Source organism: Pseudomonas oryziphila (assembly GCF_003940825.1).
Classification (GTDB): domain Bacteria; phylum Pseudomonadota; class Gammaproteobacteria; order Pseudomonadales; family Pseudomonadaceae; genus Aquipseudomonas; species Aquipseudomonas sichuanensis.
Window position 1 is genome coordinate 2,774,517 of the sequence record NZ_CP034338.1, and the last position, 26,411, is coordinate 2,800,927.

A 26,411-nucleotide genomic window follows, 5' to 3' on the forward strand; every position below is an offset into this window, starting at 1 on the left:
GCTCATGGCCCGTGGAGGGACACTGATGAACCCGCTTGAGTCCCTCCACGAGCAGGGCTTCGCCCTGATACCCAGCGTGCTCGACCCCGCGCGCGTCGCTTTGCTGCGCAGTGCCATCGACGCCCTGCAACCGCTGCATTGGGACTACCAGGGCCTGCTCGAACACTACAAGTGTGTGTTCAACCGCGACCCGCTGTGGCTGCCGTTTCTCGACCTGCCACCTTTGATCGAACTGGCCGAAGCGGTGCTGGGCAGCGACTGCCACATCATCGGCCAGACCGCCTGGCGCAGCCACCCGGGCTACCCGGGCATGGGCCTGCACCTGGACCATCTGCCCATGGCATTGCCGGCCGAGCTGCGCGGTCGCTTGCGCCTGCCCGCGCAGATTCTCACCGCGCAGCTGTATCTGTGCGATATCGACCTGCAAGTGGGGCCGACCCTGATCATCCCCGGTAGCCACAGCGCAGGTCGCGCCCCCCAGCCGGGCGAGGACAACTGGCAAGGGCAGGGCCTGCGCCCGGTGCTGTGCCAGGCGGGGGACGCGCTGGTGATGCGCAGTGATGTCTGGCACAGCGGCGGCGCCAATCGCAGTGCCGAGCGGGTGCGCGACATGCTGCAGGTGCATTACGGCCGCCGCATGGTGGCGCAGAAGTTCTCGCCCTATCTCACCTGGCGTTTCAACCCCGAGGTGCTCGCTGCGGCCACGCCGCGCCAGCGGCGGTTGCTGGGCGAGCATGAAGAATCGGTCTATGACTGAACGAGGCGTTGGCCAGTAGTGGCAAAGTACTTCCAACCTGTGGCGTGTTCAGACAATAATCGCGAAAACTATTACCACTTGTGACCTGGTTGGATGCGCCAGCTCACGGGTGCATAACGAGGGGCCCAAGCCCCCATTTGCCGCAGGCCTGCGCACGTCAGGCCGGGCCTGTTCGTGAAGACCCTCAGGAGTAGTCATTGATGAACACCCGTCTTGCCAGTTCCCTGGCCGCTTTCGTGCTGGCGTTCGCCGGCGCCAACCTGGCCCAGGCCGCACAGCTGTCCGGTGCAGTCGGCGCCACCAGCCAGGGCGACATGACCTACCGTCTCGGTGCGTCGTTCGACTGGGACAAGCGTTGGTTGGAAAGCAGTGCGGGCCACCTGACGGGTTATTGGGATGCGGCCTACACCTACTGGGAAGGTGGCGACTACAGCGGCGCCCATTCGCTGTCATTCAGCCCGGTGTTCGTTTATGAGTTCAGCGGCTTCACCTATACCCCGTTCATCGAGGCCGGCATCGGCCTGGCGGCGTTTTCCAAGACCGAGGTCGGTGACCAGCGTTTGGGCTCTGCGGTCAACTTCGAGGACCGCATCGGCTTTGGCCTGAAACTGCCGGCTGATCAGAAGATCGGCATCCGCGCCATGCATTACTCCAACGCCGGCATCAAACAGCCCAACGACGGCATCGAGTCGTACTCGCTGTTCTACAGCAAGGGCTTCTGAGCCACCGCGGGGCAAGCCAATTTGCCCCCGCTCAGCGCACCGCCTTGATCGCCAGCACGTTGCACAGCGGGTGCTCCAGCACGTGCGACGTCGTCCCGCCGAGGAAGGTGTGCAGCGCATCATGCCGGTGAGTGCCCATGACGATCACGTCGATGCGGCTGTGGCTGACGTACTGGGCGATCGCCTTGATCGCCGGCCCTTCGAGGAAATGCCTGCGCTCCAGGGCGATTTCATAGTGATCGCCCAGGCGGTTGAACGCCGCGCGCTGGGCGGCGCGTACGCTGCCCTCGAAGCCGGGCATGGTCACGGTGCCGGCGCCGAAGTCGGCGATATGGGTTTTTGTCGCGTCGCACACGTGCAGCAGGTGCAGTTCGGCGTTGCACTGCAGGGCCAGGGCGTGGGCGCTGCGGAACACCTGGTCGTCCAGGTGCTCGCCGGCGCCATGCAGGTTGAGGTCGACCGCTGCGGCGATCTGGCGGGGCAGGGGCAGGCGGACATCGCTGACCAGGTGCACGGCCACGGGGCTGTCCTTGAGCAGCTGCCAGTCCAGTGGCGTGACCAGCAGGCGCTTGAGCACCGGTTCGTGCTGCACGTCCTTGACCAGCAGGTCGCAGCCCAGGCGTTCGATCTGTTCGATGGCACTGCCCAGCGGGTCGCGGGTCAGCAGTAGTTCGGTCGACACATCCAGCCCGTTGTCGGCCAGTTGCTCCTTCGCATCCGCCAGCCATTGCCGGTTATCGGCGAGCAGCCGTTCGCGCTCGCGGCCATCGCTCATCAGCCCGAAGGTATCGACGTCGTCGACGAATACATTGATGTCCAGCAGGGCCCCGCTGGACTCGGCCAGTGCCGCGGCCCGTTGCAGGGCAGGGCTGTAGCGCATCTGCGGGCCGAGCATGACGAACAAACGCTTGAACTGGCTCATCGCACACCTCCACGTGTGGTAGCCCCCCGTTCAGGTTTGGCCCGGACCGTGCGCTGCGGTGCGGGTGTAGTGCGTTTAGTCTAGCCGTTGTGTTGATGAGCAGGTGGGAGCAACTGCCTGGCACTGTTTGTATCGGCCTCATCGCCGGCAAGCCGGCTCCCACAGTGACAGCGATGAACTCAAGGAATGCGCTGTACCTGTGGGAGCCGGCTTGCCGGCGATGAGGCCAGAACAAGCAACACAAGGCAGTGACTTCAACCTGGATGCAATGGCATCAAATCGGGTAGTGCTTCAACTCCCGCGCAATAAGCATGCGCTGGATCTCGCTCGACCCTTCGTAGATCTGGGTAATCCGCGCATCGCGGTAGTACTTCTCTACCGGGTAGTCTTCCAGGTAACCGTACCCGCCATGCACCTGGATCGCCATCGAGCACACCCGCTCAGCCATTTCCGAGGCGAACAACTTGGCCTGGGAGGCCTCCGACAAACACGGCTTGCCGGCCGTGCGCAGCCGCGCGGCATGCAGGATCAGCAAGCGCGCAGCGTTGATCTGCACCTGCATGTCGGCCAGCAGGTTGGCGATGCTCTGATGCTCGTTGATCGGCTTGCCGAACTGGATGCGGTCACGGGAATACAGCAGCGCCGCCTCGAACGCCGCACGGGCGATGCCCAGGGCCTGGGCGGCGATGCCGATGCGCCCACCTTCGAGGTTGGAGAGGGCGATCGCCAGCCCCTTGCCACGCTCACCCAGCAGGTTGGCGGCAGGGATACGGCAGTTGTCCAGGGTGACCGCGCAGGTGTCGGAGGCGCGGATGCCCATCTTGTGTTCGCTGCGGTCGACCTTGAACCCCGGGTTGTCGGTGGGCACCAGGAACGCCGACAGGCCTTTCTTGCCCAGCTCCGGGTCGGTCACCGCGAACACGATGGCCAGCTTGGCGCGGCGGGCGTTGCTGACGAACTGCTTGGCCCCGTTGATCACCCACTGGCCATCGACCAGCTCGGCGCGGGTGCGCAGGTTGTGGGCTTCGGAACCCGCCTGGGGTTCGGTCAGGCAGAAGCAGCCGATCACTTCACCGCTGGCCAGCTTCGGCAGCCAGGCCTGTTGTTGCTCAGGGTTGCCGTAGGCCAGCAGCGGGCCGCAGCCCACCGAGTTGTGAATGCTCATCAGCGCCCCGATGGCGCCGTCACCGGCCGAGATTTCCTCCACCGCCAGGGCGTAGGCCACGTAGTCGGTGTAGCTGCCGCCGAACTGCTCTGGTGCGACCATGCCGAGCAGGCCCAGCTCGCCCATCTTGCGCACCACCTCGTCATCGATCCAGCCGGCCTTTTCCCAGGCCTGGGCGTGGGGCGCGATCTCGCCACGGGCGAAATCCCGCGCCATGTCGCGGATCATGATCTGTTCTTCGCTCAGTTCCAGGTCTTGCATCTGCGTACTCCCGGCCTTACAGGCCTTCGAAGAATTGGTCGACCCGCTGGGCATTGAGCGCCACCAGGGTCGGCGGGTTCCAGCGCGGTTGCTTGTCCTTGTCGATGATCAGGGCGCGCACGCCCTCGATGAGGTCGCCATGGTCGAACCACTGGCGGTCGATGTGCAGCTCCATGGCGAAGCAGTCTTCCAGCGCCAGGTGGCGGCCGCGGCGCAACAGCTCCAGGGTCACGGCCATGGCCAGCGGCGAGCGGGTCTGTAGCAGGTCGGCGGTGTCCAGCGCCCATTGGTGGCTGTCACCGATGCTCACCGCGCGCAACTGCTCGATGATGCTGGGCAGGTCGGGCAGGGCGAAGAAGTGGTCGATCACCGGGCGCAGTTTGGCCAGCGGTGCATCGCCCAGGGTCTGGGTGCCGAGCCGTGCGAGCAGGCCTTGCAGGTCCTTGAGCGGGTGGTCGCCGAATGCCAGGTGGTCGAGCCCCTCATCCAGCGCGGCCAGTTTGCCGCTGTCCAGGTACCAGTCGGCGAGGCCGCAGTACAGGGCGTCGGCGGCCTTGACCTGGGTGCCGCTGACGCCCAGGTAGATACCCAGCTCGCCGGGCACGCGCGGCAGGAAGTAGCTGCCGCCGACATCGGGGAAGTAGCCGATGCCCACTTCGGGCATCCCCAGGCGGCTGCGCTCGGTGACGATACGCAGGTCGCAGCCCTGGGCCAGGCCCATGCCACCGCCCAGGGTGAAGCCGTCCATCAGCACCATGACCGGCTTGCGGTAACGGTGGATGCACAGGTCAAGGGCGTATTCCTCTTCGAAGAAGTCCAGGTGCAGGCGCTGGCCGGCCTTGTAGCTGTCATGCAGCGAGCGGATATCGCCACCGGCGCAGAAGCCCTTCGGCCCTTCGCCGCGCAGCACCACGGCCTGCACGTCGGCGTCCTGGGCCCAGCGATGCAGGTGTTTTTGCAGGCTGCGGACCATGTCGAGGGTGAGGGCATTGAGGCCGGCGGGGCGGTTGAGGGTGAGGTGGCCGATATGGTTACGGACCTCGGCCAGTACATGATCCGTTGCCGAGGTGTGAGCGTGCGCGGTCATCGCGTTCTCCCTGCTTTGTTATTGATTTTCCAAGTGAAGCCTGGAATGCGCGGGCGGGTCGCAGGATCCTGTCATGCGAATTTGCCTTGCACAATTGGCAAATCTGCAGGGTGAGGCTGCATTTTTACCTTGGGTGCGCGCTTTCTGGCCGGGCTGGTTTCACTTTAACCCGTTGGCCCTCACGGATCCTGCGGATCATGCCCCAACGACTGCAGGAACAACGAAAACAACTCCGACTGCGAGGAAATATCCAGCTTGGCGTACAGGTGCCGCCGATGCACCTTGACCGTCTCCGGCGAGATCGCCAGCCGTTCGGCCATGGCTTTTGACGAGTACCCGCGCAACACCAGCCGGGCGATCTCCAGCTCGCGCTCCGACAGCACCTTGGCGCCGAACAGGCTCATGGCATCGCGCACCTGGCTGGCCATCGCCGGCGCCGGGCGCTGGCTTTGCTGTTGCCAGTGCTGGCCGAGCAGCGCCAGCACCCACGGGCAGACCATCACCAGCAAGCCATGCTGCGCCGTCTCGAAACGCTGGCGGCTGCCCAGCGACAGCGACAGGGCGCCGCTGTCGCCCAGTTGCACGATGAACTGCATTTCGTCTTCCAGCACATGGTCATGGAAGTAGGTGAGGTAGTACTCGCTCTGGCGGAACTGGTCCGGCGCCACTTCTTCCAGGCGATGCAGGCCATCGCCGATGCCCTCCTGGCAGGCCTGGTAGAAGGGGTCGAGCTGGTACAGCCCGCTCAGATACAGGGCCATGGCCTCGGGGTTGCCCTCGCCGCGGGCATCGAAGATCTCCAGCGCCCGCGGCAGGCCGGCGCGCGGGTAGAACATCGCCAGGGCATTGTCGAACGGCACCCAGTGCTGCAACAGCAGCATCAACTGGCGCCAGAAGCGTGGCTGGCCTAGCTGCTCGACGGTACGGGCCAGGCCCGCGTGGGCGCTGGCTTCGGTGAACAGGTTGTGCATGCGAGGGCTCTTGTGGGAGCGGGTTCACCCGCGAAAAGGGCCACGCAGTCTTGGAATTTTTCTGTCATCCAGTCAAGGGGCGTACCCCCATAGGGTAATTGGCGCCCAGCGCCCACCCGCCTACAGTCCAGCCAGGTCCAGCGGCCGCACGACCCCGGTTTTGCCCTCACTACCAATAACAATCAGAGGAAAAACGCCATGAGCTCCAGCGAAGTGCCCGCGAGCGCACTCAAGCAGCGCCTGGGTATGCCCGATGTGGTCGCCATCACCGTTTCGGCGGTCACCCCTGCCAGTTCCGTGTTCGTCATCGCCCCGTTCGCCATCCAGCAAGCCGGCAGCGGCGCGTTCCTGTCCTTTCTCATGGCGGCGCTGCTGGCACTGATGTTCGCCTGGTGCTACGCCGAGCTGGGCCGTGCCCACAGCACCGCCGGCGGTGAGTACGTGTACGCCAAGCGGGTGTTCGGCGGGCTGGCAGGCTATGCCACCTTCCTCACCGTGCTGGCCTCGATGCTGTTCATCCCGCCGGTGCTGGCGGCCGGTGCCGCCACCTACCTCAATAACGCCTTGGGCACAGGCTTCGATACCCAGAGCGTGGCCCTGGTGATCGTGGTCGCCAGCTATGCCCTGGGCATTCTCAATATCCGCCTCAATGCCTGGATCACCGGGCTGTTCCTGATCTGCGAGGTGGCCGCCTTGCTGGTGATCGTCACCCTGGGCTTTGGCAATGCCAGCCAACCGGCGGCCAGCCTGCTGCAGCCGCAGGTGCTGGAGCAAGGGGCCCTGGTGGCTGCCCCCTGGGCGCTGGTGCTGGGCGCGGTAGGCATGGCGTTGTTCGCCTTCAACGGCTACGGCGGCGCGGTGCTGCTGGCCGAAGACATGAAGGACGGTGGGCGCACCGTGCACCGGGCGGTGTTGTGGTCGCTGGTCGTGGTGGTGGCCATCGAAGTCATCCCGCTGGCTGCACTGCTGATCGGTGCGCCGTCGCTTGAGGCGATGCTGGCCAGCGGCGACCCGATCGGCTACCTGCTGACCACCCATGGCAACGAAACCCTCGCACGGCTGGTCAGCGCCGGGATCTTCCTGTCGGTGTTCAATGCCATCGTCGCCATCGTCATCCAGGTTGGCCGGGTGGTGTACAGCAGCGGCCGCGATGCCATCTGGACACCGGCCCTCAACCGCGCCTTCACCGTGATCCACCCGCGCTGGGAATCGCCGTGGCTGGCCACGCTGTTCCTGGCCATCCCCTCGGCCTTGCTGAGCCTGTCCGGCAGCCTCGAAGAACTGACCTCGTTCACCGTGCTGTTGCTGCTGCTGATCTACCTGGTGGTGGCCGCTTGCGCCCTGTGCAGCCGGGTACTGCGCCGCGACCGCGAACACCCGTACCGCATGCCGCTGTGGCCCTTGCCGGCGCTGCTGGCCGTGAGCGGCGCCGGCTGGCTGCTGGTGACCCTGCTGCAACAGGCCTCGCTGCGCGACCTGCTGATCCTGTTCGGGCTGCTGGCGGTGTCGGTCATCCTCTACAGCACCCACGGCCGGCTCAGCCCGACCTTCCAGAAATTGTGAGCATCCAAGGAGTAGACATGCGTGCGCGTCAATTGGGCATTACCCTCGGCCACGGCACCCCGGGCCCGTTCAATGCCATCACCGATGTGCCGGGCGTGCGGGTTGGCCACAGCACCCTGCTGGATGAACAACGCCCGGCGCCGATCCGCACCGGGGTGACCGTGATCGAGCCGCGCCCCGGTGCCGCGCGCCTGGCGCCGTGCTTTGCCGGCTGTCATGTGCTCAACGGCAATGGCGATGCCACCGGCCTTGAGTGGATCCGCGAGGCGGGCCTTTTGACCACGCCGATCGCCATTACCAACACCCACAGCGTTGGCGTGGTGCGCGATGCACTGATCGCTGCCGAGCGTGAGCGCCTGGCGGATGACGCCGTGTACTGGTGCATGCCGGTGGTGATGGAAACCTACGACGGGCTGCTCAACGATATCTGGGGCCAGCACGTGACTCCGTTGCAGGTGCGCCAGGCGCTGGACAACGCTGCCCCCGGCGCGGTTACCGAAGGCCCGGTGGGCGGCGGCACCGGGATGATCTGCCACGAGTTCAAGGGCGGTATCGGCACTGCCTCGCGGCAGTTGCCAGCGCAGCAGGGCGGCTGGACGGTGGGGGCGTTGGTGCAGGCCAACCACGGCCAGCGCCAGGAGTTGCGCATCGATGGCTACCCGGTGGGCCGCCAGCTCGGGCACCTGCCGTCGCCCTTCGCCGAGCGTGAACAGGGCACCCCGGGCATGGGCTCGATCGTGGTGGTGATCGCCACCGACGCACCGTTGCTGCCGCACCAATGCCAGCGCCTGGCGCAACGGGCGTCGATCGGGATTGCCCGCACCGGTGGCGGTACCGAGGACTCCAGTGGCGATATCTTCCTGGCGTTCTCCACCGGTAATCAGGGCTTGCCGCCGGCCGACTACGGGCGCAAGGAGCTGGCCCAGTGCACGCAGGTGCGCATGCTCAACAACGACCATATCTCGGCGCTGTTCATGGCGGCGGCGGAGGCGGTGGAGGAGGCGATTGTCAATGCGCTGCTGGCGGGGAGGGCGATGGTCGGTAAGGGCGGGGCGGTGGTGCCGGGGCTCGATGGCGACACATTGCTGACTGCCTTGCATGAGGCAGGGTGGAGAGCCCAGTCCCAGCATTGAAAGCATCGCGGGGCAAGCCCGCTCCCACGCTGGAGTCCTAGAGTCCAGGATTCCAGGATTCCAGGATTCCAGGATTCCAGGATTCCAGGATTCCAGGACTCCAGGATTCTTGGACTCCTGGAGCGTGGGAGCGGGCTTGCCCCGCGATCGGGTCTGCTAGCGAGCGCGGGCGAAGGCGGGATTACCCGAGCGCGAAACTCTCAGCGCCACCAGGCTACCCAGTACGATCAATCCCGCCAGGGCATACAGCGCCGCATCGGTCGACCCGGTCTGGTCCTTGATGAACCCCACCAGGTACGGGCTGAGGAAGCCCGCCATCTGCCCGACCGAGTTGATCACCGCCAACCCCGCCACGGCGGTACCGGCGCTAAGCAGCGCGGTCGGCATCGGCCAGAACATCGGCAGGCCGGTCAGCGCACCCATGGTGGCGATCGACAGGCCGAGGATGGCAATGGTCGGCTGGGCGGCGAAGTTGACCGCGATCAGCAGGCCCAGGGCGCCCATCAGCATCGGCACGACCAAATGCCAGCGCCGCTCGTTACGCAGGTCTGCCGAGCGGCCCACCAGAATCATGAACACCCCGGCCAGCAGGTACGGAATGGCGCTCAGCCAGCCGATCAGCAGCGGGTTGTCGAAGCCCATGTTCTTGATGATCGACGGCAGCCAGAAGTTGATGGCATACACGCCGCTCTGGATGCAGAAGTAGACGAAGCCGAAGGTCCAGATCAACGGGTTGGTCAGCACGGCGAGCACGCCGTCACCGCTGGTGGCCGGTTTGCTCGCGGCATCGGCCGTCAGGTCTGCCTCGATCAGCTGGCGTTCTGCCGGGCTCAGCCAAGGGGCTTTCTGGTAGCCGTCGCTAAGCAGCACGATGGCCAGCGCACCCAGAGCCACGGTCGGCAGGCCCTGGATCAGGAACATCCACTGCCAACCGGCCAGGCCACCCTGGCCTGCCGCGAAGTGCTGCAGGATCCAGCCGGAGAACGGCCCGCCCAGCAGGCCGGACACCGGGATCGCCGACATGAACAGGGCCATGATCCGGCCACGGCGCGCCGCCGGGAACCAGCGCGAAAGGTACAGCACCACGCCGGGGAAGAAGCCCGCCTCGGCGGCGCCGGTGAGCAGGCGCAAGGCATAGAACTCGGTGGGGGTGGTGACGAACAGCAGGCAGGTACTCAGGCTGCCCCAGGCGATCATCATCAGCGCGATCCAGCGGCGCGGGCCGAAGCGGTTGAGCGCCAGGTTGCTGGGCAGGCCGCACAGCACGTAGCCGATGAAGAAGATACCGGCGCCAAGGCCGTACACGGTTTCGCTGAATTTGAGCGCGTCGAGCATCTGCAGCTTGGCGAAGCCGACGTTGACGCGGTCCAGGTAGTTGAACAGGTAGCAGATGAAAATGAACGGAATCAGCCGCAGGGTGATGCGCCGGTACAGCGCGTTGCGGGTGACGTCGTTGCCTTGGTCAGGGGCGGGGCTGTGTGCCATGATCGGGTTCTCTTTTGTTATGGTTGTCACCGCGTCGCCTGTCTCGGCGCTCGCCCTGACGAGTCTCGGGGAGTGTAGCGCCACTGTCTTTGTGCTTTTGCACAGCCCCAGCCAAAGCCTGCTGTGCCGCCGACCAACCCCAGGCAACCTTAAGGACCTGCTCATGTTCGAACTGGACCACGACCTGGCCCAGGACATCGTCGACCGGGCGATGGCCATCCTGCCGTGCAACGTCAACGTGATGGACAGCCAGGGGCTGATCCTCGGCAGCGGCGAGCCGGAGCGTATCAACACCCGCCACGAAGGCGCCCAGCTGGTACTGGCCAACGGGCGGATCGTCGAGCTCGACGTGGACGCCGCGAAGTGCCTGAAGGGTGTGCAGCCCGGGGTCAACCTGCCGCTGATGCTCGATGACCGGCTGATCGGCGTGCTCGGCCTGACCGGCGACCCGCAGCAACTGCGCACCTACGGCGAGCTGGTGCGCATGACCGCCGAAATGCTCCTGGCCCAGCGCCATTTGCAGGTGGAGCAGCAATGGCGCCGCCAGCGTTGCGACGACCTGCTGGCCCTGCTGCTCGGCGGCAGCGGTGAATCCCCCCGGCTGGTCGATGAGGCCCAGCAGCTCGGGCTCAAACCCAACCTGCCACGCATTCCCTGCCTGTTCGAGCTGCAGGCCGGCCCCCCGGCCGAAGCCTTGTCGGCCTGGCTGATGAGCCGCTACCCCGACAGTTGGTGTGTAAGCCCCGCGCGCCAATCGCTGCTATGGTGCCGCCCGGCCAACGTGGCGTTGGACGAACCGCGCTTGCTGGAGCGCCTGCAACGCCATGGCTGGGTGGCCGAACGCCTGGCCCTGGGCAGCCCGGCGCAAAGCCTGGAGCAACTGCGCCGCGGCTACCGGCGGGTGCGCGACCTGTTGGCCTACGGGCGCGAAGTGCTGCCAGGCGAGCGCCTGCTGTCGCTGGCCCGCTACCGCCTGCCGGCGCTGCTCTGGCGCCACCGCAACGACGATGCCCTGGACGAGCTGCTCGAACCCTTGCTGCGCGTGCGCGCCAAGGATGCCAGCGGCCAGCTGCTGGCCACGCTGCGCGCCTGGTGCTCCCATGACGGGCAGAGCCAGGCCTGCGCCGATGCCTTGGGGATTCACCGCAACAGCCTGCGCTATCGGCTTGAACGCATCGCCGAGCTGGGCGAAGTCGATCCGCTGCGTCTGGAAGGCATGCTCAGCCTGTACCTGGGCTTGCAATTGTTACCCGCAGACTGAATGCTGCGCCGCGTTTTTCATGGAGATGTGCATTGGATTCACTGACGCAAGCTGTACTCGGCGCCGCCCTGCAAGGCGCTGTGCTGGGCCGTATTCAAGGTCGCCGTTCACTGTTTTACGGCGCCGCCCTGGCCACCTTGCCGGACCTCGACGTGCTGATCCGCTACGCCGACCCGGTGTCGCAGATGACCTTCCACCGAGGCTTTTCCCATTCGCTGTTCGTCCTTACCGGGCTTGCACTGTTGATGGCCTGGACGGTCGCCTGGCTGGGGCAGCGCTACTGGCCGCACAAGGGCTACCGCTGGCCGCGGTTGTTCCTGGCGTTCTGGCTGGTGCTGGTCACCCACCCGCTGCTCGATGCGTTCACGGTGTATGGCACCCAGTTGCTCTGGCCCTTGCAGCCCACGCCGCAAAGCTGGGCAGCGGTGTTCATCATCGACCCGGTGTACACCGTGCCGTTGCTGCTGGCGGTGCTGTATGCAGCGTTCAAGGGGCTGCAGGGCAGGGCGGTCGGCGTGCTGTCCCTGGCGTTGGCGTTCAGCACGGTTTACCTGGGCTTTGGCCTGGCCGGGCGCATGGCCGCCGAGCAGCGCTTCAGCCAGGCATTGGCGCAGCAGGGCATCGTTGCCAGCGAGGTACGCGCCGTGCCGATGGCCTTCAACAGCCTGGTCTGGCGGATGTTGGCGAAAACCCCGGATGGCGATTACTACGAGGGCGTCAGTAGCCTGTTCGACCGCGAGCCGCCCGAGATGCTGCGCCAGCCGCGCAACCTCGAGGCCGGCAAGGTGCTGGCCAGCGTGCCGCTGCACGAACGCCTGCGCTGGTTCACTGGCGACTGGCTGCGTTACGACGTGGTCGGCGACGCGCTGGTGGTCACCGATCTGCGCATGGGGGTGCCGGGCAACTACAGTTTCCGCTTCCAGATGGCCCAGCGTGACGCTGCCGGCCAATGGCAGGTGATTCAGCCCAGGGGCTGGATCGGCGGCGGCGCGGCTTCGCTGTTCGATGGCGCCAAGCTGAGCCTGATCTGGCGGCGCATCCTCGACCAGCAGCCACCCTTGCCGCTGGCGGCCTGGGCCAGCCAATCGCTGGGGCATGCCGCCGAGGCCGGGCGCTGAGGGCGGCGGCCTTGCAATCTGCGGTTGCGCACCCATTTAGCTGGCTTGTCTTGTTCGGGAATACAGCATGGAACCCAACCGCTTCGGCGATATCGCCGCCTTCGTCAGCGCCGTGAAGGCCGGCAGTTTCACCGCTGCCGCCGCCAGCCTGGGCCTGACTCGTTCGGCGGTGGGCAAGAGCATCGCCCGGCTGGAAGCACGCATGGCGGTGCGGCTGCTCAACCGCACCACGCGCAAGCTGAGCCTGACCGACGAGGGGCTGGTGGCCTTCGAGCGCTGGCGGCAGATCCTCGACGACCTCGATGAAGTCGAGTCGACCATGGCCCAGCGCCGGGGCCAGCCCACCGGCACCTTGCGCCTGACTGCGCCGTTGTCGTTCGGCCAGCGCCATGTGCTGCCGATTCTCGACCGCTACCTCAAGCTGTGGCCCGAGCTGCGCGCCGATATCCGCTTTACCGACCGCTTCGTCGACCTGGTCGAGGAGGGCGTCGACGTGGCGGTGCGCATCGGCGCGCCGAAAGAGGACTCGCAGCTGCTGACGCGCACCGTGGCCTGGCAGCAGTTCGTCACCTGTGCCTCGCCCGACTACCTGCAGCGCCACGGCACGCCGCAGGTGCCGGCTGATTTGTACGGGCATGACAAGATCGCCTTCCTGGCCGGTGAAAAGTCCAGCCCGTGGCGTTTTCGCACCGACGCCGGGCTGCACCTGTGCGAGGAGCCGGGGCGGCTGAACATCGACAGCTCCGAGGCGATGCTCGATGGCGCGCGAGCCGGGTTCGGGCTGATTCACCTGCCCACTTACATCACCGGCGATGACCTGCGCACCGGGACGCTGGTCGAAGTGCTGCACGACTATCGCCCGCCGGCCGACCCGATCCGCATCGTCTACCCCAGCAAGCGGCACCTGTCGCCGCGGGTGCGCGGCTTCATCGACCTGCTGGTCGAAAGCTGGCAGGCCGGGGTGCCCTGGGAGACCTGATCTGGGCCACTGGCCTCATCGCTGGCAAGCCAGCTCCCACAACAAGGATCATTGTTTCCCTGTGGGAGCTGGCTTGCCAGCGATGAGGCCCCTCAAGCAAACCCTGCCTTTTGGGGAATCCAAGGCCCCAGTCCCGGGCCGGCCACCGGGTTTATCTCCCCGCACCCACCCCGGACACTCTGCTGTCACGCAAAATCCCACTGGAGCTCCCATGACAGCCCTGTCCGTACTGGACCTGGTCATGATCGGCGAAGGCAAGACCTACGCCGACGCGATCGAAGAAACCCGCCAGCTTGCCCGCCACGTCGAACAGCACGGCTACCGCCGCTACTGGATCGCCGAACACCACGACATGCCCGGCATCGGTTCTGCCGCCACGTCGCTGGTGATCAACGAAGTTGCCAACGCCACCCGGCAGATCCGCGTCGGTGCCGGCGGCATCATGCTGCCCAACCATGCGCCGCTGGTAGTGGCCGAGCAGTTCGGCACCCTCGATACCCTGCACCCCGGGCGCATCGACCTGGGCCTGGGCCGTGCGCCCGGTACCTCCGGCCCGACCATACGCGCCTTACGCGGCGCGGCGCCCGAGCGCGACTTTGAAACCGATATCGGCGAGCTGCGCGACTACCTCGCCGACAACGGCCAGCGCCCGGTGCGCGGTGTGCCCGGGCAGCATGACGTACCGATCTGGATCCTCGGCTCCAGCCTGTTCGGCGCCGATCTTGCGGCCAGGCTCGGCTTGCCCTACGCCTTCGCCTCGCACTTCGCGCCGCGCTACCTGCTGCAGGCCGTCGCCCATTACCGCGCCAACTTCAAACCCTCGGCGCAACTGGCCAGGCCCTATGTGATGGTGGGTGTGAATATCTTCGCCGCTGGTAGCGATGCCGAAGCCGACTACCTGGCCAGCTCGCACCGCAAGTGGATGCTTGACCTGCATGTGGGGCGTTACGGGCTGTTGCCCAAACCTCAGGAGGGGTATGTCGAAGGCCTGCCTGGCCATGAGCGGGCCGTGCTGGAGCAGGTGATGGCCTGCACCATTGCCGGTGGGCCGGAGCGGGTGAGGGAAGGGTTGCGCTCGCTGATCGAGCAGACCGGGGCGGATGAATTGATGATCGATTGCCGTATTCATGATCCGCTGGCGCGGCAGCGCTCGCATGCCCTTGCCGCCAGCGCGTTGGCGTCTTTGCAATAGTGCAAGGCCCGGCTATCGGGCCTTTGACACCTGATAGAAATGTCAGTAGCGATTTTGCTTTGTGGCGCCCATGATCAGTCTCGACTTGGTGCTCTGTGCGCACCAGGCATGAACGCAGTCATCAAAGGTGAACAACATGTCCAACAGACAAAACGGGACTGTTAAGTGGTTCAACGACGAGAAAGGATATGGATTCATTACCCCAGCCGGCGGGGGGGACGATCTGTTCGTGCATTTCAAGGCAATCGAGTCGGATGGATTCAAATCCCTGAAAGAAGGGCAGCCAGTCACCTTTGTTGCCGAGAGGGGGCAAAAGGGCATGCAGGCGGCACAAGTGAGGCCTGAGTAACTCGCCAATGTATGGCTCTGCGCAACCAGCTGCGATGGGAGGTGAAGATCATGGCAACAAAAGCTGTGCATTCTGGCCCCACTACCGTTGCAAAAGTGGATACGGGCCAAGTTGTGCCAAGTGAAAGCGAGGTTATTTTCTTGCAAAGTGCGGTGGGCGATGGCACCGCGATAATCCGTGAAGGCCAGCTGGTCAGCTACGATCTGGCCCAGGGGCCGGATGGCCTTTGGTATGCCGTCAACATCGTTATCGAAGATGAGCCGTACTTGAACTAGCACCGCGTCTGCTCCAGGCGCTGCACAACCGGCCAAACGTATCGCGGGGCAAGCCCGCTCCCACGAAGTTTGGAGGCAATCCAAACGCTGCGTGGGAGCAGGCTTGCCCCGCGATTTGGCCCGAACAGGCTATGCCTGGCGCAGGAACGGATAGTCCGTATACCCCTCAGCCCCATTGGCATAGTCGAACTGCGCCCGGTGCGCATTCAGCGGCGCCTGCTGCTGCAGCCGTTCGACCAAATCCGGGTTGGCAATGAACGCCCGGCCAAAGGCCACCGCATCGATCAACCCGCGTGCAAGCAAGTCTTCTGCCTTCTCGGCGGTGTAGGCGCCCGCAGCGACGATCACCCCGGGATAGGCAGCGCGGATCGCCTCTCGGAACTCATCGCGCAGCGGCTTGCCACCGGCCCAGTCCGGCTCGGACAGGTGCAGGTAGGCCAGGTTGCGCTTGGCCAGTTCGCCGATCAGGTAAAGACCGGCGGCCTCCTGGTCTTCACCATTGTCGATGCCATTGAAACCACCGAGCGGGAAGACGCGGATACCCACGCGCTCGGCGCTCCACTGGGCAATCGCGGCATCGACCGCTTCGAGCACGATGCGCGCACGGTTTTCCACGCTGCCGCCGTAACGGTCGTCGCGGGTGTTGGCGCTGGGGGTCAGGAACTGGTGCAGCAGGTAACCGTGGGCCGCATGCAGCTCAATGAAATCGAAGCCGGCTTCGCGGGCATTGGCCGCTGCCTGGCCAAAGTCGGCGACGATGCCGGCGATCTCGGCTTCGCTCAAGGCGCGTGGGGTTGAGGTGTCGACGCGGATGAGCTGGCTTTTCTCGTCCCGCAGCGTGGTGCGCGCATTGGCCGGCAAGGCAGAAGGCGCCACCGGCGCTTCGCCACCTGGTTGCAGCGAGGTGTGCGACACCCGCCCGGTGTGCCACACCTGCACTGCGCTGTGCCCGCCGCGCTGGTGGATGGCCTCGTTGACCTGGCGCCAGCCGGCGATCTGCTCGGCGGTGTGGATGCCGGGCGAACCGGAATAGCCCTTGGCCTGGAACGAGATCTGCGTGGCTTCGCTGATGATCAGCCCGGCGCTGGCCCGCTGGCCGTAGTACTCGGCCATCATCGCGGTCGGCACGTCGCCCGGCTCCAGGCTGCGCAGGCGGGTGAGAGGGGCCATGAAGACCCGGTTGGGCAGGGTCAGAGGGCCGAGTTTGAGAGGTTCGAACAGTTTCATTGAGGGCTCCATCGGAAGTGCTAGACGATGGCGCGCACGATACCGAGGTGATTGGGGAAAGGGGCTCCCGATACCCCGGCGTAACGCTCCCCAATGCATTGCAAAGGCATCAAGGATGCAGTGTCGGCGCCATCATTCGTTCAAGCCCCGCGTAATCCTTGTGCCCCACCGGCACCAGCCCGGTGGCGTCCTGGGACGCCACGAACCCGGCCAGTGCCTTGGGGTCATCGAGCATCGCCCGGCGCAGGCGCTGCTTCAGCGCCGGGCACAGGCTGGCGCTGAACACGTAGGGGTCGTAGTGGATTGGCGCCGAGCGCCACAGCACGCGCAGCTTTGCCGGGTCGACAGCGTGGCTGGCCAGGTAGGCGTCGGCCCGCTCGCTGGCGACAAAGGCGGCATCGACCCGCCCTTCGAGCAGCGCATCGAGCGCCTTGTCATGGTTGCCGGCGTACACCAGCGCCGCGAAGTAACGCGGCAGTGGAGTGCTGACCAGGGCGGCGAACTCGACGCTGGGCACCAGGCTGCCCGAAGTGCTGGCCGGGTCACTCAGCGCAACCCGCGTGCCGCGCACGGCGTTGAGGCTGGTCGGGCCGTCGGCGCGGGTCAGCAGCAGCGCCTGGTAATGGTTGCCCGCCGGGGTATAGGTGCCAGCGGCGAGGGTGTAGGTGGCGAACGGCTCGATGCGCCGGTCACGCTGGCGGGCGAGGATATAGGAGGCCGGCCCCAGCCGGGCGATGTCGGCGCCGCCGGAGACGATGGCATCCACCACGCTTTCGTAGGAGGCACTGATCACCAGTTCCACCGGCACGCCGACGGCCTTGCTCAGGCGTTCGACCAGGGGCTGGTGCTCGCGGGTCATGGCTTCGACGTTTTTGATCGGGATCACCGCCAGGCGCAGGCTGTGGGGCATGCAGTTGGCCAGCGCGGGGCCCGCCAGCAACTGCGCCAGCGCCAGGGCGCCGAGGGATTTCAGTACACGCATGCCTTGTCCTCGTTGCCGATGAAGGGGGGGTATTCGTGCAACTGGGCCGGCGACAGCGGCCGGCTGAAATGGTAGCCCTGGGCGATGTCGCAGCCGGCGAGCTTCAGGCACACCACCTGTTCGCGGGTCTCGACGCCTTCGGCCACCACCTCCAGGCCCAGGCGTTTGGCCAGGATGATGGTCGAAGACACGATCGGGCTGTCGTCGTAGCTGTTGCACAGCGGCGCGATCAGCGAGCGGTCGATCTTCAGCCTGGACAGCGGCAGCGCCTGCAGATGGGCAAACCCTGCATAGCCGCGGCCGAAGTCGTCCAGGCTGATACCGATGCCGGCGGCGCGCAGGCGGTGCAGGTGCTCCACCGCAGTGCCCTGGGGTTCGAGCACGGTGGTTTCGGTGATCTCCAGCTCCAGGCGCTGGGGGGTGATGCCGTAGTAATCGAGCTCGGCCAACAGCCGGTCACTGAAGTCGCCCTGGCGCAGTTGCAGCGCCGACACATTGACCGCCAGGTGCGCGGTCTGATCGCGCGCAGCCCAGCGTGCCAGCTCCTCGCAGGCCAGGCGCAGGACCTCCCAGCCCAGTTCGACGATGAACCCGCTGCGCTCGGCCAGGCCGATGAAACGGTCGGGGTAGAGCAGGCCGAACTGCGGATGATCCCAGCGCACCAGCGCTTCGTAGCCCAGCACCTGCAAGGTGTCGAGGCGGATCTGCGGCTGAAAGTGCAGGACGAACTGGCGCTCGCCCAAGGCGCTGCCAAAGGCCTGCTCGAGGGTGAACGCCTGGATGTCGGAGAGATTCAGCGACGGGTCGAAGAAGCGGTACTGGGCACGCCCGGCCTGCTTGGCCGAGTACATGGCGGCGTCGGCGCAGCGGATCAGCGCGTCGATGTCCTGGCCGTCGCGGGGGCAGATGCTCACGCCCACGCTGGGGCTGGTGTTGACCTCCTGGCCGTCGAGGGCGTAGGTGGCCGAGAGTTTCTCCACCAGGGCACGCACCCAGCCGTCGATCTGCTCCTCGCTGCGCTCGCCGGCCAGCAGCACCACGAACTCGTCGCCGCCAAAGCGCGAGGCCTCGTCGCCGGGCTCCAGCAGGCGCTGGATACGCCCGGCCACGGCCTGCAGCAGCAGGTCGCCGATCTTGTGCCCGAGGGAGTCGTTGATCGACTTGAAGCGGTCCATGTCGATGAACAGGATGGCCAGCAACCGGCGCTTGCCGCGCTGGCGAGTGAGCGCCTGGGCGGCCACCTCGACGAACTGGCGGCGATTGTGCAGGCCGCTCAAGTGGTCGGTGGCGGCGGCATGGCTGCTGCGCCGGTGCTCGTCTTCCAGGCGGCCGATCAGTTGCTGGTTGACCTGCTGCGCGTACTCGAGCTCGGTGAAGGCCTCCTGGCGCTTGTGCAGCAGGCGCAGGCCCCAGGCCAGGCTGGTGAGGATCAGCAGGGTCATGCTCAGGTTCAGCCAGAACTGGCGATTGGTGGTGCGGCTGGCGGGGGCGAGGATTTCATCCTGGCGCTGGCTGACCATCACGCTGAAACCGCGCTCGGGCATGCGCCGGTACAGGCTCTGGAAGGCGCCGTCGAGGCTGTACTGGGTGAGCTGGCCGGCGTCTTCGCCGCTGCCCGGCAGCCCGGGTACCAAGGTCTGACCGGCCACCACCACGCCGCTGCTGTCGATGCGCAGACGTTCCTGGCCGTCGTCCTGCAGCAGGCGCACCAGGCCGCTGCGGCCCAGGTCGATGTGCTGGAACAGTACCGCCAGGTAGCCGATGTCCAGCTGCACCACGAGGATGTTGTCGATCTCGCGGCCCGGCAGGTCGGTCAGCGGCAGCAGGAACGGCAGGCGCCAGTTGGGCAGGGTACTGTTGCCCGTCGGCAGGGCGCGGGGCAGGAAGGCCTTGAAGCCGTACTGCCCGACATGGCGCTTGAGCTGGTCGAGCCAGGCCTCGGGCAGTTGCTGTGGCTCGTCGGCATGGCTGGAGGAGAGCAGCCGGCCATGGCGGTCGTACAGGCTCATGCGCTTGAACACCGGGTCTTCGGCCAGCAGCCGGGCCAGGCTCAGGTTGCCCTGGCGCAGGCGCTTCATGTCGTCCTGGGTAACGCGGCCCACGGCCTGGGCACGGTCCACCAGCTGACGCAGGTTTTCGCCGACGATGCTTGCCAGGTTCAGGTGTTCGGCAGCTTTTGCTGACAGTGCATCCTGGCGCGTGGCGGCCTTCTGGTTGATGTGCAGCCCCCAGAGGAAGGTCAGGGTGACGGCGCACAGCATCAACAGCAGCAGCGGCAACAGCCCTGCGGATGAGAGAGAACGGCGGATCACTGCTGGTTTTCCCCTGCCCTGGGTGAGCGCTGAAAAATACGACAGAAAGATGACAGGCTAATGACTGGTGGCACATTGCCTCATGGCAACCACGGGGCCCTGTAGGAGCGGCCTTGTGTCGCGAAAGGGGTGCGCAGCGCCCCCAGGATCGTAGATTTACCTCAAGTTTGCTGGGGCTGCTGCGCAGCCCTTTCGCGACACAAGGCCGCTCCTACACACACACAAACTGCGGGCCCTGGGCGTGCCGCGACAAGTTGTCTGCTTGACTTCAATCGATGTAACAAGAGTTGTATCTTGACTTGATAGTCAATTTTTGTGATCGTGCGCGCCCTTCGCGCTTCACAAGCACCAGAACAAAGCATGGGCAGCGCCTGACTGCCCAGAGGATCAACCATGTCCAACCGTGAAATTTCCCGGCGTTCGTTCCTGCAAGGCGGGCTGATCGCCGGTGTCGGCGTGACCATGGCGCCGCTTGGCAGCCAGGCTTTCGCCGCCCTGATGGAAGACCGCGTCACCACTTCGCCGCAAAAGTGGATGAACCACGACGGCAAGGCGCGTTTTCGTAACGACGCGCTGTCCAAGGTGTGCGGCAACAAGGTGTTCGCCCGTGACATCCGCGCCAAGGACATGCCCGGCTGGCCGCAGCAACAGGGCCACGCCATGCTGCTCAAGGCCACCAAGGCCGACCGCATCTACGCAGGCTACGACCTGTCGCTGCTGGGCGCCGAGCTGCAGCCGGACCGCATCGTCACCGCCGACGACCTGAAGAAGGACGGTATCGCCTGGCCCGAAGCCCACTCGCCGGACCCGCTGCTGCCCCCCGGCCAGGTGCCGATGTTCATCGGCCACCCGGTGGCGATCCTCATCTGGAACGACTTCGAGCGCTTTCGCAAGGCCAAGCTCAAGCTGCAGTTCAACGACCAGGCCATCCGCTACGGCGCCCAGGCCCCGCTGTACCAGCGCGACCCTTACGGCAGCTTCCGCTTCGTGCGCGTGGGCGGCAATACGCCGTTCGACGAGGACGAATACTCGAGCCTGAAGAACACCATGCTGTTCCCCACCATCCTCGCCCGCAAACCGGTGTGGACCGCCGAGCCCAAGCAGCACGGCAACCTCACCGAGCAGGGGATGTTCTACGCCCAGCGCATCGACGAGCAGCTCAAGCAGCCGCCGGAAAACTGGCTGCTGTTCGACGAGCGCTACAAGACCCCGTCGATCGAGCCGGCGGCGCTGGAGCCGGACAACGGCAACGGCTGGTACGACCCGGCCACCGGCACCCTGCATTTCGTCGTGGCCACCCAGTGCCCGTTCGAAGTGGCGCAGGAATGCGTGCACATGATCAAGCCGTCGCGCTTCGGCCTGAAGAACCTGAACATGCACCCCGGCTACACCGTGGGCTACGGCTCCAAGGACAACAACATCTTCGTGTTCTACGCCGCCGTCGCTGCCTTGTACGGCGCGGGCGTGCCGATCCGCCTGGCCAACGACCGCTATGAGCAGTTCCAGAGCGGCATCAAGCGCCATCCGTTCGACATCCGCTACCAACTGGCGGTGGACAAGAACGACCTGAGCTTCAAGATCTTCCGCGCCGACATGAGCGTCGACGGCGGCGGGCGCATCAACTACAGCCCGTCGGTGGCGGCGGTGGGTGCTACCGCGGCGCAGTCGATCTACTACATGCCGCAGAACGACCTGTCCGTCACTGCCTACCACTCCCGTGGTGTCGAGGCTGGTTCCATGCGCGGCTACGGCACCCTGCAGAGCATGGCCGCCACCGAGATGATGGTCGATGAGATTGCCGACCGCCTGGGTGTCGATGCCATTGAGCTGCGGCGCAAGAACGCGCTCAAGTCGGGCATGAAGAACACCCAGGGCGCGGTCCCGGCCGGTGCCCTGCGCCTGCACGAGATCCTCGACAAGGCCAGCGCCCATGAGTGGTGGAAAAACCGCCATGAGCGCAAGCGAGCCATGGACGCCAAGGACCACGACAACTGGTATGGCGTGGGCTTTGCCATCACCCAGAAAGACTTTGGCACCGGCTCGGAAGCGCCGATGGCGGCGGTGGAGTTCACGGCCGACGGCCAGATCACCCTGCGCCACATCGGTACCGAGCTGGGCACCGGCATGTCGACCTCCCAGGCCCTGGTGGTCAGCGACTTCCTCGGCCGCGTTGCCGACCAGGTGCAGACCGCCCAGACCGAATGGCCTGAGCTGCAGCTGAGCACCAGCGGCAACCCCTACCTGATCAGCCAGGCCGAGCAGGACGCTGCGCTGCGCAACCCGCGCTGGGTCGGCAAGCTGGCTTCGCCGTCGTCGGCGACCAACTCGGCGTTCTACTTCAGCCACGCCACCCGCGAAGCGGCCCGCGTACTGTTCAACCACGGCCTGTGGCCGGCGGCCATGGCCCTGTGGCGCCAGGGCCCTTATGGCGGCCAGGCCAACCCGCTGGTGGTGCGCCGCGAGAACGCGGTGTGGGTCAACGGTGAGCTGACCGGTAACGGCCTGGCACCGATTCCGTTCGCCACGCTGGCCAAGAAGGCCCATGAAATGGGCCTGGTCACCGGCGTCAGCGTGCACGGCTTCAACCGTTGGAGCTGGGCCGAGGCCGACTTCGTCATCGACGGCGTGCGCGAGCGCCTGCCGCTCGATGCCCTGGCGGTCAAGTACGGCGACGGCGCGGTGAACGCCAAGAAGGCGCAGATGAACAGCGCCGGTTTCCACCTGCTCGACCGGCAGAACGCCGCGTACCCGGCCACCCAACTGAACAACGCCATGGTCACCTACTACAGCCCGGTGGCGACCATCGTCGAGGTGAAGGTGAACAAGGGCAGTGGCGAAGTGAGCGTGCTCAACCACCACAGCTGGGTCGAGTGCGGCCGGGTGCTGGTGCCCGAGCTGGTCAAGGGCCAGCTCGAAGGCGGCATCGCCATGGGTATCGGCCACGCATTGCTGGAAGAAATGCCCTTGTACGAGGGTGGCCCGGGCGAGGGCGACTGGAACTTCAACCGCTACCGCCTGCCGATGGCCAAGCATGTGGCGGTGTGGCAGCAGACCTCGGAAATCCTGCCGCCGTTGTCGCCCACCGACCCGTCCAAGGGCATCGCCGAAGTGGTGATGATCCCGGTGGTCGGCGCCATCGGCAACGCCGTGGCCCATGCCATCGGCAAGCGTGTCCGCGACCTGCCCATCACCCCCGCCCGCGTCAAGGAGGCCCTCAATGGCTGACCGCAAGCTGCAACTGACCCTCAACGGTCAACCTGTCGTCACCGAAGTGGTCCCCGATGACCTGGCGATGCTCGACTATCTGCACGAATACCAGAACCTCACAGGCTCCCGCCTGGGCTGCGGCCAGGGCATCTGCCATGCCTGCGTGGTGATCGTCGACAACCCCGACGGCACCAGCGAGGAAGTGCGCACCTGCATCACCGGCGCGCATTACTTCGAGGGCAAGAAGGTGCGCACCATCGAAGGCCACGCCAAGCGTGACGAGGCCGGCAACCTCACCGAGCTGAACCCGATCCAGCAGAAGTTCGTCGACCGCTTCGCCTTCCAGTGCAGCTACTGCGCCCCGGGCTTCGTCAACGCCGCCACCGTGCTGGTGGAGAAGGCCCAGCGCAAGCCGCTGAAAAAGAGCGAGCTGGAAGACGCCATCGAAGCCAGCCTCGGCCACCATGTGTGCCGCTGCACCGGCTACGTGCGCTACTACGAGGCGACCCGCGATGTGCTGGGCGACCTCGGCCTGGTCAAGGAGGGCTGAGCATGTCCCGTGTTTTCAATGGCCTGGCCCTGGCTGTCGGCCTGGTGCTGGCGTGCGGCGCGCAGGCGGCGGATGAGCAACTGGTCAAGCGCGGCGAATACCTCGCCCGCGCGGCGGACTGCATGGCCTGCCACACGGCCGAAGGCGGCGCGCCCTATGCCGGCGGCCTGCCAATCCATTCGCCGTTCGGTACCATCTACGGCACCAACATCACCCCGGACAAGCAGTACGGCATCGGCAACTACAGCACCGACGAATTCTTCGCCGCCCTGACCGAGGGCAAGCGCAAGGATGGCGCCAACCTGTACCCGGCCATGCCCTACACCTCGTACCACCTGGTCAAGCGTGAGGACTCGGACGCCATCCACGCTTACCTGATGACCGTGGCACCGATCAATCGCCCGGCACCGCAAACCAGCCTGAGCTTCCCGTTCAACGTGCGCACCGGCCTGATGGGCTGGAACATGCTCTATGGCAAGAGCGTGCAACTGGAAGAGGGCAAGGGCAACAGCGAAGCCTGGAAACGCGGCCAGTACATGGTCGAAGTGCTCGGCCACTGTGGCGAATGCCATACCCCGCGCAACCCGATTGGCGCGCTGCAGCAGGACAAGCGCCTGACCGGCGGCCTGCTGCTGGGCTACCTGGCGCCGAGCCTGCTGGCCAAGGACCTGGCCGAACGCGGCTGGAACCAGGCGGACCTGGCCACCTTCCTCAAGCACGGCATGAGTGCCCAGGGCAGCATGTTCAACGAGATGTACCCGGTGGTGCACCACAGCACCCAGCACCTGGAAGACAGCGACCTGTCGGCCATGGCCACCTACCTGCTGGGCGACCAGCCGCCGGCGGCCAAGGTGGTGCAGGCGGTGGCCCATGAAACCCTGGGCGAAAGCGCCAAGCGCGGTCGCCAGCAGTACCTCAACGTCTGCGCCGGCTGTCACGGCGTCGATGGCGAGGGCAAGCCACACATCGCCGTGGCCATGCAGGGCAACACCGTGCTGCGCCAGGCCGACTCGCGAAACCTGGTCAAGGCCATCGTCGACGGTATTCGCGAACAGCAGTTCACCGGCTTCGAGCGCATGCAGCCGATGCCGGGTTTCGCCGACAAGCTCGACGACCAGCAACTGACCGACATGGTCAACTACCTGCGTGAAGCCTGGGGCGGTTTGCCGGGCGACCTGAGCACCCAACAGCTGGCCCAGCTGAAGGCGGACTGACGTGCAGCATCTCGACCTGCAGGTGGTGCAACAGGCGGCGCAGTGGTCGCGTGACGGCTTGCGCGTATGGCTGTGCACCGTGCTCTGCACCTATGGCTCGGCGCCTCGTGCGCCGGGCTCGCTGCTGGCCGTGAGCGAGGGCGGGCACTGGGTGGGGTCGCTGTCCGGCGGTTGCGTCGAGGAGGACTTCCTCGAACGCGTCGCCGCCGGCGAGTTCGTCGATGCCGTCAGCGTGGTGCGCTATGGCGACGGCAGCGACACGCGTTCGAACATCCGCCTGCCCTGTGGCGGCATCCTCGATGTGCTGGTCGAGCACCTGCCGGGCGATTGCGACACCCAGGCTCACCTGGCGCAACTGGAGTCGGCGCTGCTGGGCCGGCGCCGGTTGTTGCGCGAGGTGAACCTGCGCAGCGGTACGCGGCAACTGCACGATGATCTAAGCCAGGGGCCGCGGGTGGAGCAGGGCGAAGCCAGCGTGCGCCTGCGCGTTGGCGCCGCCCAGCGCCTGCTGCTGGCGGGGTATTCGAGCGTCGCGCACTTCTGCGCCGAGTTCGGCAAGGGCCTGGGCTTTGAGGTAGTGCTGTGTGATCCGCGTGACGAGGTGATGGACAACGTGGTGCTCGACGGGATAGAAATCCGCCGGGAACTGCCCTCGCTGTTCATCGCCAACGGTGGCTGCCACCGCGACACGGCGGTGGTGGCGCTCACCCACGACCCGAAGATCGACGACCTGGCCATGCTCGAAGCCGTACAGACCGAAGCTTTCTATATAGGCGTGATGGGCTCACGCGCCACCTCGGAAAAACGCCGTGAACGCCTGCGCCGCATCGGCGGCCTCGGCGATGCCGAGATGGCCCGCATCCATGCGCCCATCGGCCTCAACCTGGGCAGCAAGACCCCGGCGGAAATCGCCCTGGCGGTGCTCGCCGATATCCTGCGTACCCGCAGCGGCATTGGCCGCGAGGCACTGTGACGGTCGTCGCGCTGGTACTGGCGGCGGGGCAGGGCTCGCGCTTTGGCGCCGACAAGCGCCGCGCCGTGCTCGCTGATGGCCGCAGCTTGTTGCAGCAGAGCGTCGAGCGGGCCCTGGCGGTGTTCGACGAGGTGCGGGTGGTACTTCGCGACGGCGAGAGTGCCGACGTGCTGGGGTTGCCTGCCACTTGTTGCATCGTCCCTAGCCCCGATGCGGGGTTGGGCATGGGGCACAGCCTGGCGGCCGGTGCGGCTTCGTTGAGTGACTGCGATGCTCAGGCGGTGGCCATCGTGCTGGGGGACATGCCCTGGATCTTGCCGCAAACCTACCGTCGCCTGGTCGAGGCGGCGGATCCGGGAGCTATCGTGGTGCCGCGCTACCAGGGCCAGAACGGCCATCCGGTGCTGTTCGGCCATGATTATTGGCCTGAGCTGGCCAAGCTGTGCGGTGATGAAGGGGCGCGCTCGGTGCTGCAACGGCACCGTGATCGTGTAAGGGTGCTGGACGTGGACGACAGTGGGGTGTTGCGCGACGTCGATACACCTGCCGCGCTCGACTAGACTGCTTCGGGTCGTTCAAGGCCCATCGCGGGGCAAGCCCGCTCCCACGCAGCGGGCTTGCCCCGCGATGGCTGTTAAGCAGCATCGTTCACCGACGCCACCTTTGCGGTGGCCTCCTAGCAGGGACCCAATTACCCACCCCAGGC

The 26,411-nt window shown here is 66.0% G+C and carries 23 protein-coding genes; 15 read left to right on the forward strand and 8 right to left on the reverse strand.

Annotated elements, in window-relative coordinates; genetic code table 11:
• Nucleotides 1-25: 25 nt before the first annotated feature.
• Entirely contained in the window at nucleotides 26-757 is a 732-nt protein-coding gene (locus tag EJA05_RS12890; protein ID WP_125858515.1) for a phytanoyl-CoA dioxygenase family protein, read from the forward strand.
• 200 nt (nucleotides 758-957) lie between these two features.
• A complete protein-coding gene (locus EJA05_RS12895) occupies nucleotides 958-1,479 on the forward strand; it encodes an acyloxyacyl hydrolase (protein WP_125463970.1) in 522 nt (173 codons plus the stop codon).
• A gap of 31 nt (nucleotides 1,480-1,510) precedes the next feature.
• On the opposite strand, the gene EJA05_RS12900 is transcribed toward EJA05_RS12895, so the two are convergent.
• The 4 genes from EJA05_RS12900 to EJA05_RS12915 form a co-directional block, all read right to left on the reverse strand.
• Nucleotides 1,511-2,401, reverse strand: a complete 891-nt coding sequence (locus EJA05_RS12900; RefSeq protein ID WP_125858516.1) for a universal stress protein — start codon at nucleotides 2,399-2,401, stop codon at nucleotides 1,511-1,513.
• Between the two features lie 274 nt (nucleotides 2,402-2,675).
• Nucleotides 2,676-3,827, reverse strand: coding sequence for an acyl-CoA dehydrogenase family protein (locus EJA05_RS12905; RefSeq protein WP_125858517.1), 1,152 nt, complete (start codon nucleotides 3,825-3,827; stop codon nucleotides 2,676-2,678).
• A 16-nt stretch (nucleotides 3,828-3,843) separates the two neighbouring features.
• Nucleotides 3,844-4,914 (reverse strand): enoyl-CoA hydratase/isomerase family protein, encoded by a 1,071-nt coding sequence (locus tag EJA05_RS12910; RefSeq protein WP_125858518.1) that lies wholly within the window; start codon nucleotides 4,912-4,914, stop codon nucleotides 3,844-3,846.
• Between the two features lie 179 nt (nucleotides 4,915-5,093).
• Nucleotides 5,094-5,885 carry a helix-turn-helix transcriptional regulator gene (locus EJA05_RS12915; protein WP_125858519.1) on the reverse strand — a complete coding sequence of 264 codons (792 nt, stop codon included), beginning with the start codon at nucleotides 5,883-5,885 and terminating at the stop codon, nucleotides 5,094-5,096.
• A gap of 198 nt (nucleotides 5,886-6,083) precedes the next feature.
• On the opposite strand from EJA05_RS12915, the gene EJA05_RS12920 reads away from it, so the two are divergent.
• Together EJA05_RS12920 and EJA05_RS12925 are read left to right on the forward strand one after the other, a co-directional pair.
• On the forward strand, nucleotides 6,084-7,448 hold the full coding sequence (locus EJA05_RS12920; protein ID WP_125858520.1) for an APC family permease: 1,365 nt from the start codon (nucleotides 6,084-6,086) through the stop codon (nucleotides 7,446-7,448).
• A 17-nt stretch (nucleotides 7,449-7,465) separates the two neighbouring features.
• Entirely contained in the window at nucleotides 7,466-8,581 is a 1,116-nt protein-coding gene (locus EJA05_RS12925) for a DmpA family aminopeptidase (protein WP_125858521.1), read from the forward strand.
• Nucleotides 8,582-8,737: 156 nt separating this feature from the next.
• Here the strand turns inward: EJA05_RS12925 and EJA05_RS12930 are convergent, their stop codons facing one another.
• Nucleotides 8,738-10,066, reverse strand: a complete 1,329-nt coding sequence (locus EJA05_RS12930; protein WP_125858522.1) for an MFS transporter — start codon at nucleotides 10,064-10,066, stop codon at nucleotides 8,738-8,740.
• 163 nt (nucleotides 10,067-10,229) lie between these two features.
• On the opposite strand from EJA05_RS12930, the gene EJA05_RS12935 reads away from it, so the two are divergent.
• From EJA05_RS12935 to EJA05_RS12960, 6 genes are all read left to right on the forward strand, one after another.
• A complete protein-coding gene (locus tag EJA05_RS12935) occupies nucleotides 10,230-11,327 on the forward strand; it encodes a sugar diacid recognition domain-containing protein (RefSeq protein ID WP_125858523.1) in 1,098 nt (365 codons plus the stop codon).
• Nucleotides 11,328-11,359: 32 nt separating this feature from the next.
• Complete coding sequence (locus tag EJA05_RS12940) at nucleotides 11,360-12,445, forward strand: metal-dependent hydrolase (protein ID WP_125858524.1); 1,086 nt, start codon at nucleotides 11,360-11,362, stop codon at nucleotides 12,443-12,445.
• A 67-nt stretch (nucleotides 12,446-12,512) separates the two neighbouring features.
• Nucleotides 12,513-13,424 (forward strand): LysR family transcriptional regulator, encoded by a 912-nt coding sequence (locus tag EJA05_RS12945; protein WP_125858525.1) that lies wholly within the window; start codon nucleotides 12,513-12,515, stop codon nucleotides 13,422-13,424.
• A 211-nt stretch (nucleotides 13,425-13,635) separates the two neighbouring features.
• On the forward strand, nucleotides 13,636-14,616 hold the full coding sequence (locus EJA05_RS12950; protein WP_125858526.1) for an LLM class flavin-dependent oxidoreductase: 981 nt from the start codon (nucleotides 13,636-13,638) through the stop codon (nucleotides 14,614-14,616).
• 136 nt (nucleotides 14,617-14,752) lie between these two features.
• On the forward strand, nucleotides 14,753-14,965 hold the full coding sequence (locus tag EJA05_RS12955) for a cold-shock protein (protein ID WP_125858527.1): 213 nt from the start codon (nucleotides 14,753-14,755) through the stop codon (nucleotides 14,963-14,965).
• 50 nt (nucleotides 14,966-15,015) lie between these two features.
• A complete protein-coding gene (locus EJA05_RS12960; protein ID WP_125858528.1) occupies nucleotides 15,016-15,240 on the forward strand; it encodes a cold shock domain-containing protein in 225 nt (74 codons plus the stop codon).
• 129 nt (nucleotides 15,241-15,369) lie between these two features.
• Here EJA05_RS12960 and nemA read toward each other — a convergent pair whose 3' ends face one another.
• From nemA to EJA05_RS12975, 3 genes are all read right to left on the reverse strand, one after another.
• Complete coding sequence (nemA, locus tag EJA05_RS12965; RefSeq protein ID WP_125858529.1) at nucleotides 15,370-16,467, reverse strand: alkene reductase; 1,098 nt, start codon at nucleotides 16,465-16,467, stop codon at nucleotides 15,370-15,372.
• Nucleotides 16,468-16,576: 109 nt separating this feature from the next.
• Nucleotides 16,577-17,449, reverse strand: coding sequence for a phosphate/phosphite/phosphonate ABC transporter substrate-binding protein (locus EJA05_RS12970; protein WP_125858530.1), 873 nt, complete (start codon nucleotides 17,447-17,449; stop codon nucleotides 16,577-16,579).
• Nucleotides 17,437-19,761 carry a putative bifunctional diguanylate cyclase/phosphodiesterase gene (locus EJA05_RS12975; RefSeq protein ID WP_125858531.1) on the reverse strand — a complete coding sequence of 775 codons (2,325 nt, stop codon included), beginning with the start codon at nucleotides 19,759-19,761 and terminating at the stop codon, nucleotides 17,437-17,439. The genes EJA05_RS12970 and EJA05_RS12975 overlap by 13 nt, the downstream gene beginning before the upstream one ends.
• A gap of 393 nt (nucleotides 19,762-20,154) precedes the next feature.
• Here EJA05_RS12975 and EJA05_RS12980 point away from each other — a divergent pair, with 393 nt between their 5' ends.
• From EJA05_RS12980 to EJA05_RS13000, 5 genes are read left to right on the forward strand one after another with little or no spacing between them, the layout of a single operon-like run.
• A complete protein-coding gene (locus EJA05_RS12980) occupies nucleotides 20,155-22,986 on the forward strand; it encodes a xanthine dehydrogenase family protein molybdopterin-binding subunit (RefSeq protein ID WP_125858532.1) in 2,832 nt (943 codons plus the stop codon).
• Entirely contained in the window at nucleotides 22,979-23,518 is a 540-nt protein-coding gene (locus EJA05_RS12985) for a (2Fe-2S)-binding protein (protein ID WP_110992682.1), read from the forward strand. The genes EJA05_RS12980 and EJA05_RS12985 overlap by 8 nt, the downstream gene beginning before the upstream one ends.
• Nucleotides 23,519-23,520: 2 nt before the next feature.
• Nucleotides 23,521-24,732, forward strand: coding sequence for a cytochrome c (locus EJA05_RS12990; RefSeq protein ID WP_125858533.1), 1,212 nt, complete (start codon nucleotides 23,521-23,523; stop codon nucleotides 24,730-24,732).
• Between the two features lies 1 nt (nucleotide 24,733).
• Nucleotides 24,734-25,705 carry an XdhC family protein gene (locus EJA05_RS12995; RefSeq protein WP_125858534.1) on the forward strand — a complete coding sequence of 324 codons (972 nt, stop codon included), beginning with the start codon at nucleotides 24,734-24,736 and terminating at the stop codon, nucleotides 25,703-25,705.
• On the forward strand, nucleotides 25,702-26,265 hold the full coding sequence (locus EJA05_RS13000; protein ID WP_125858535.1) for a nucleotidyltransferase family protein: 564 nt from the start codon (nucleotides 25,702-25,704) through the stop codon (nucleotides 26,263-26,265). Before EJA05_RS12995 ends, EJA05_RS13000 begins: the two co-directional genes overlap by 4 nt.
• Nucleotides 26,266-26,411 lie beyond the last annotated feature (146 nt).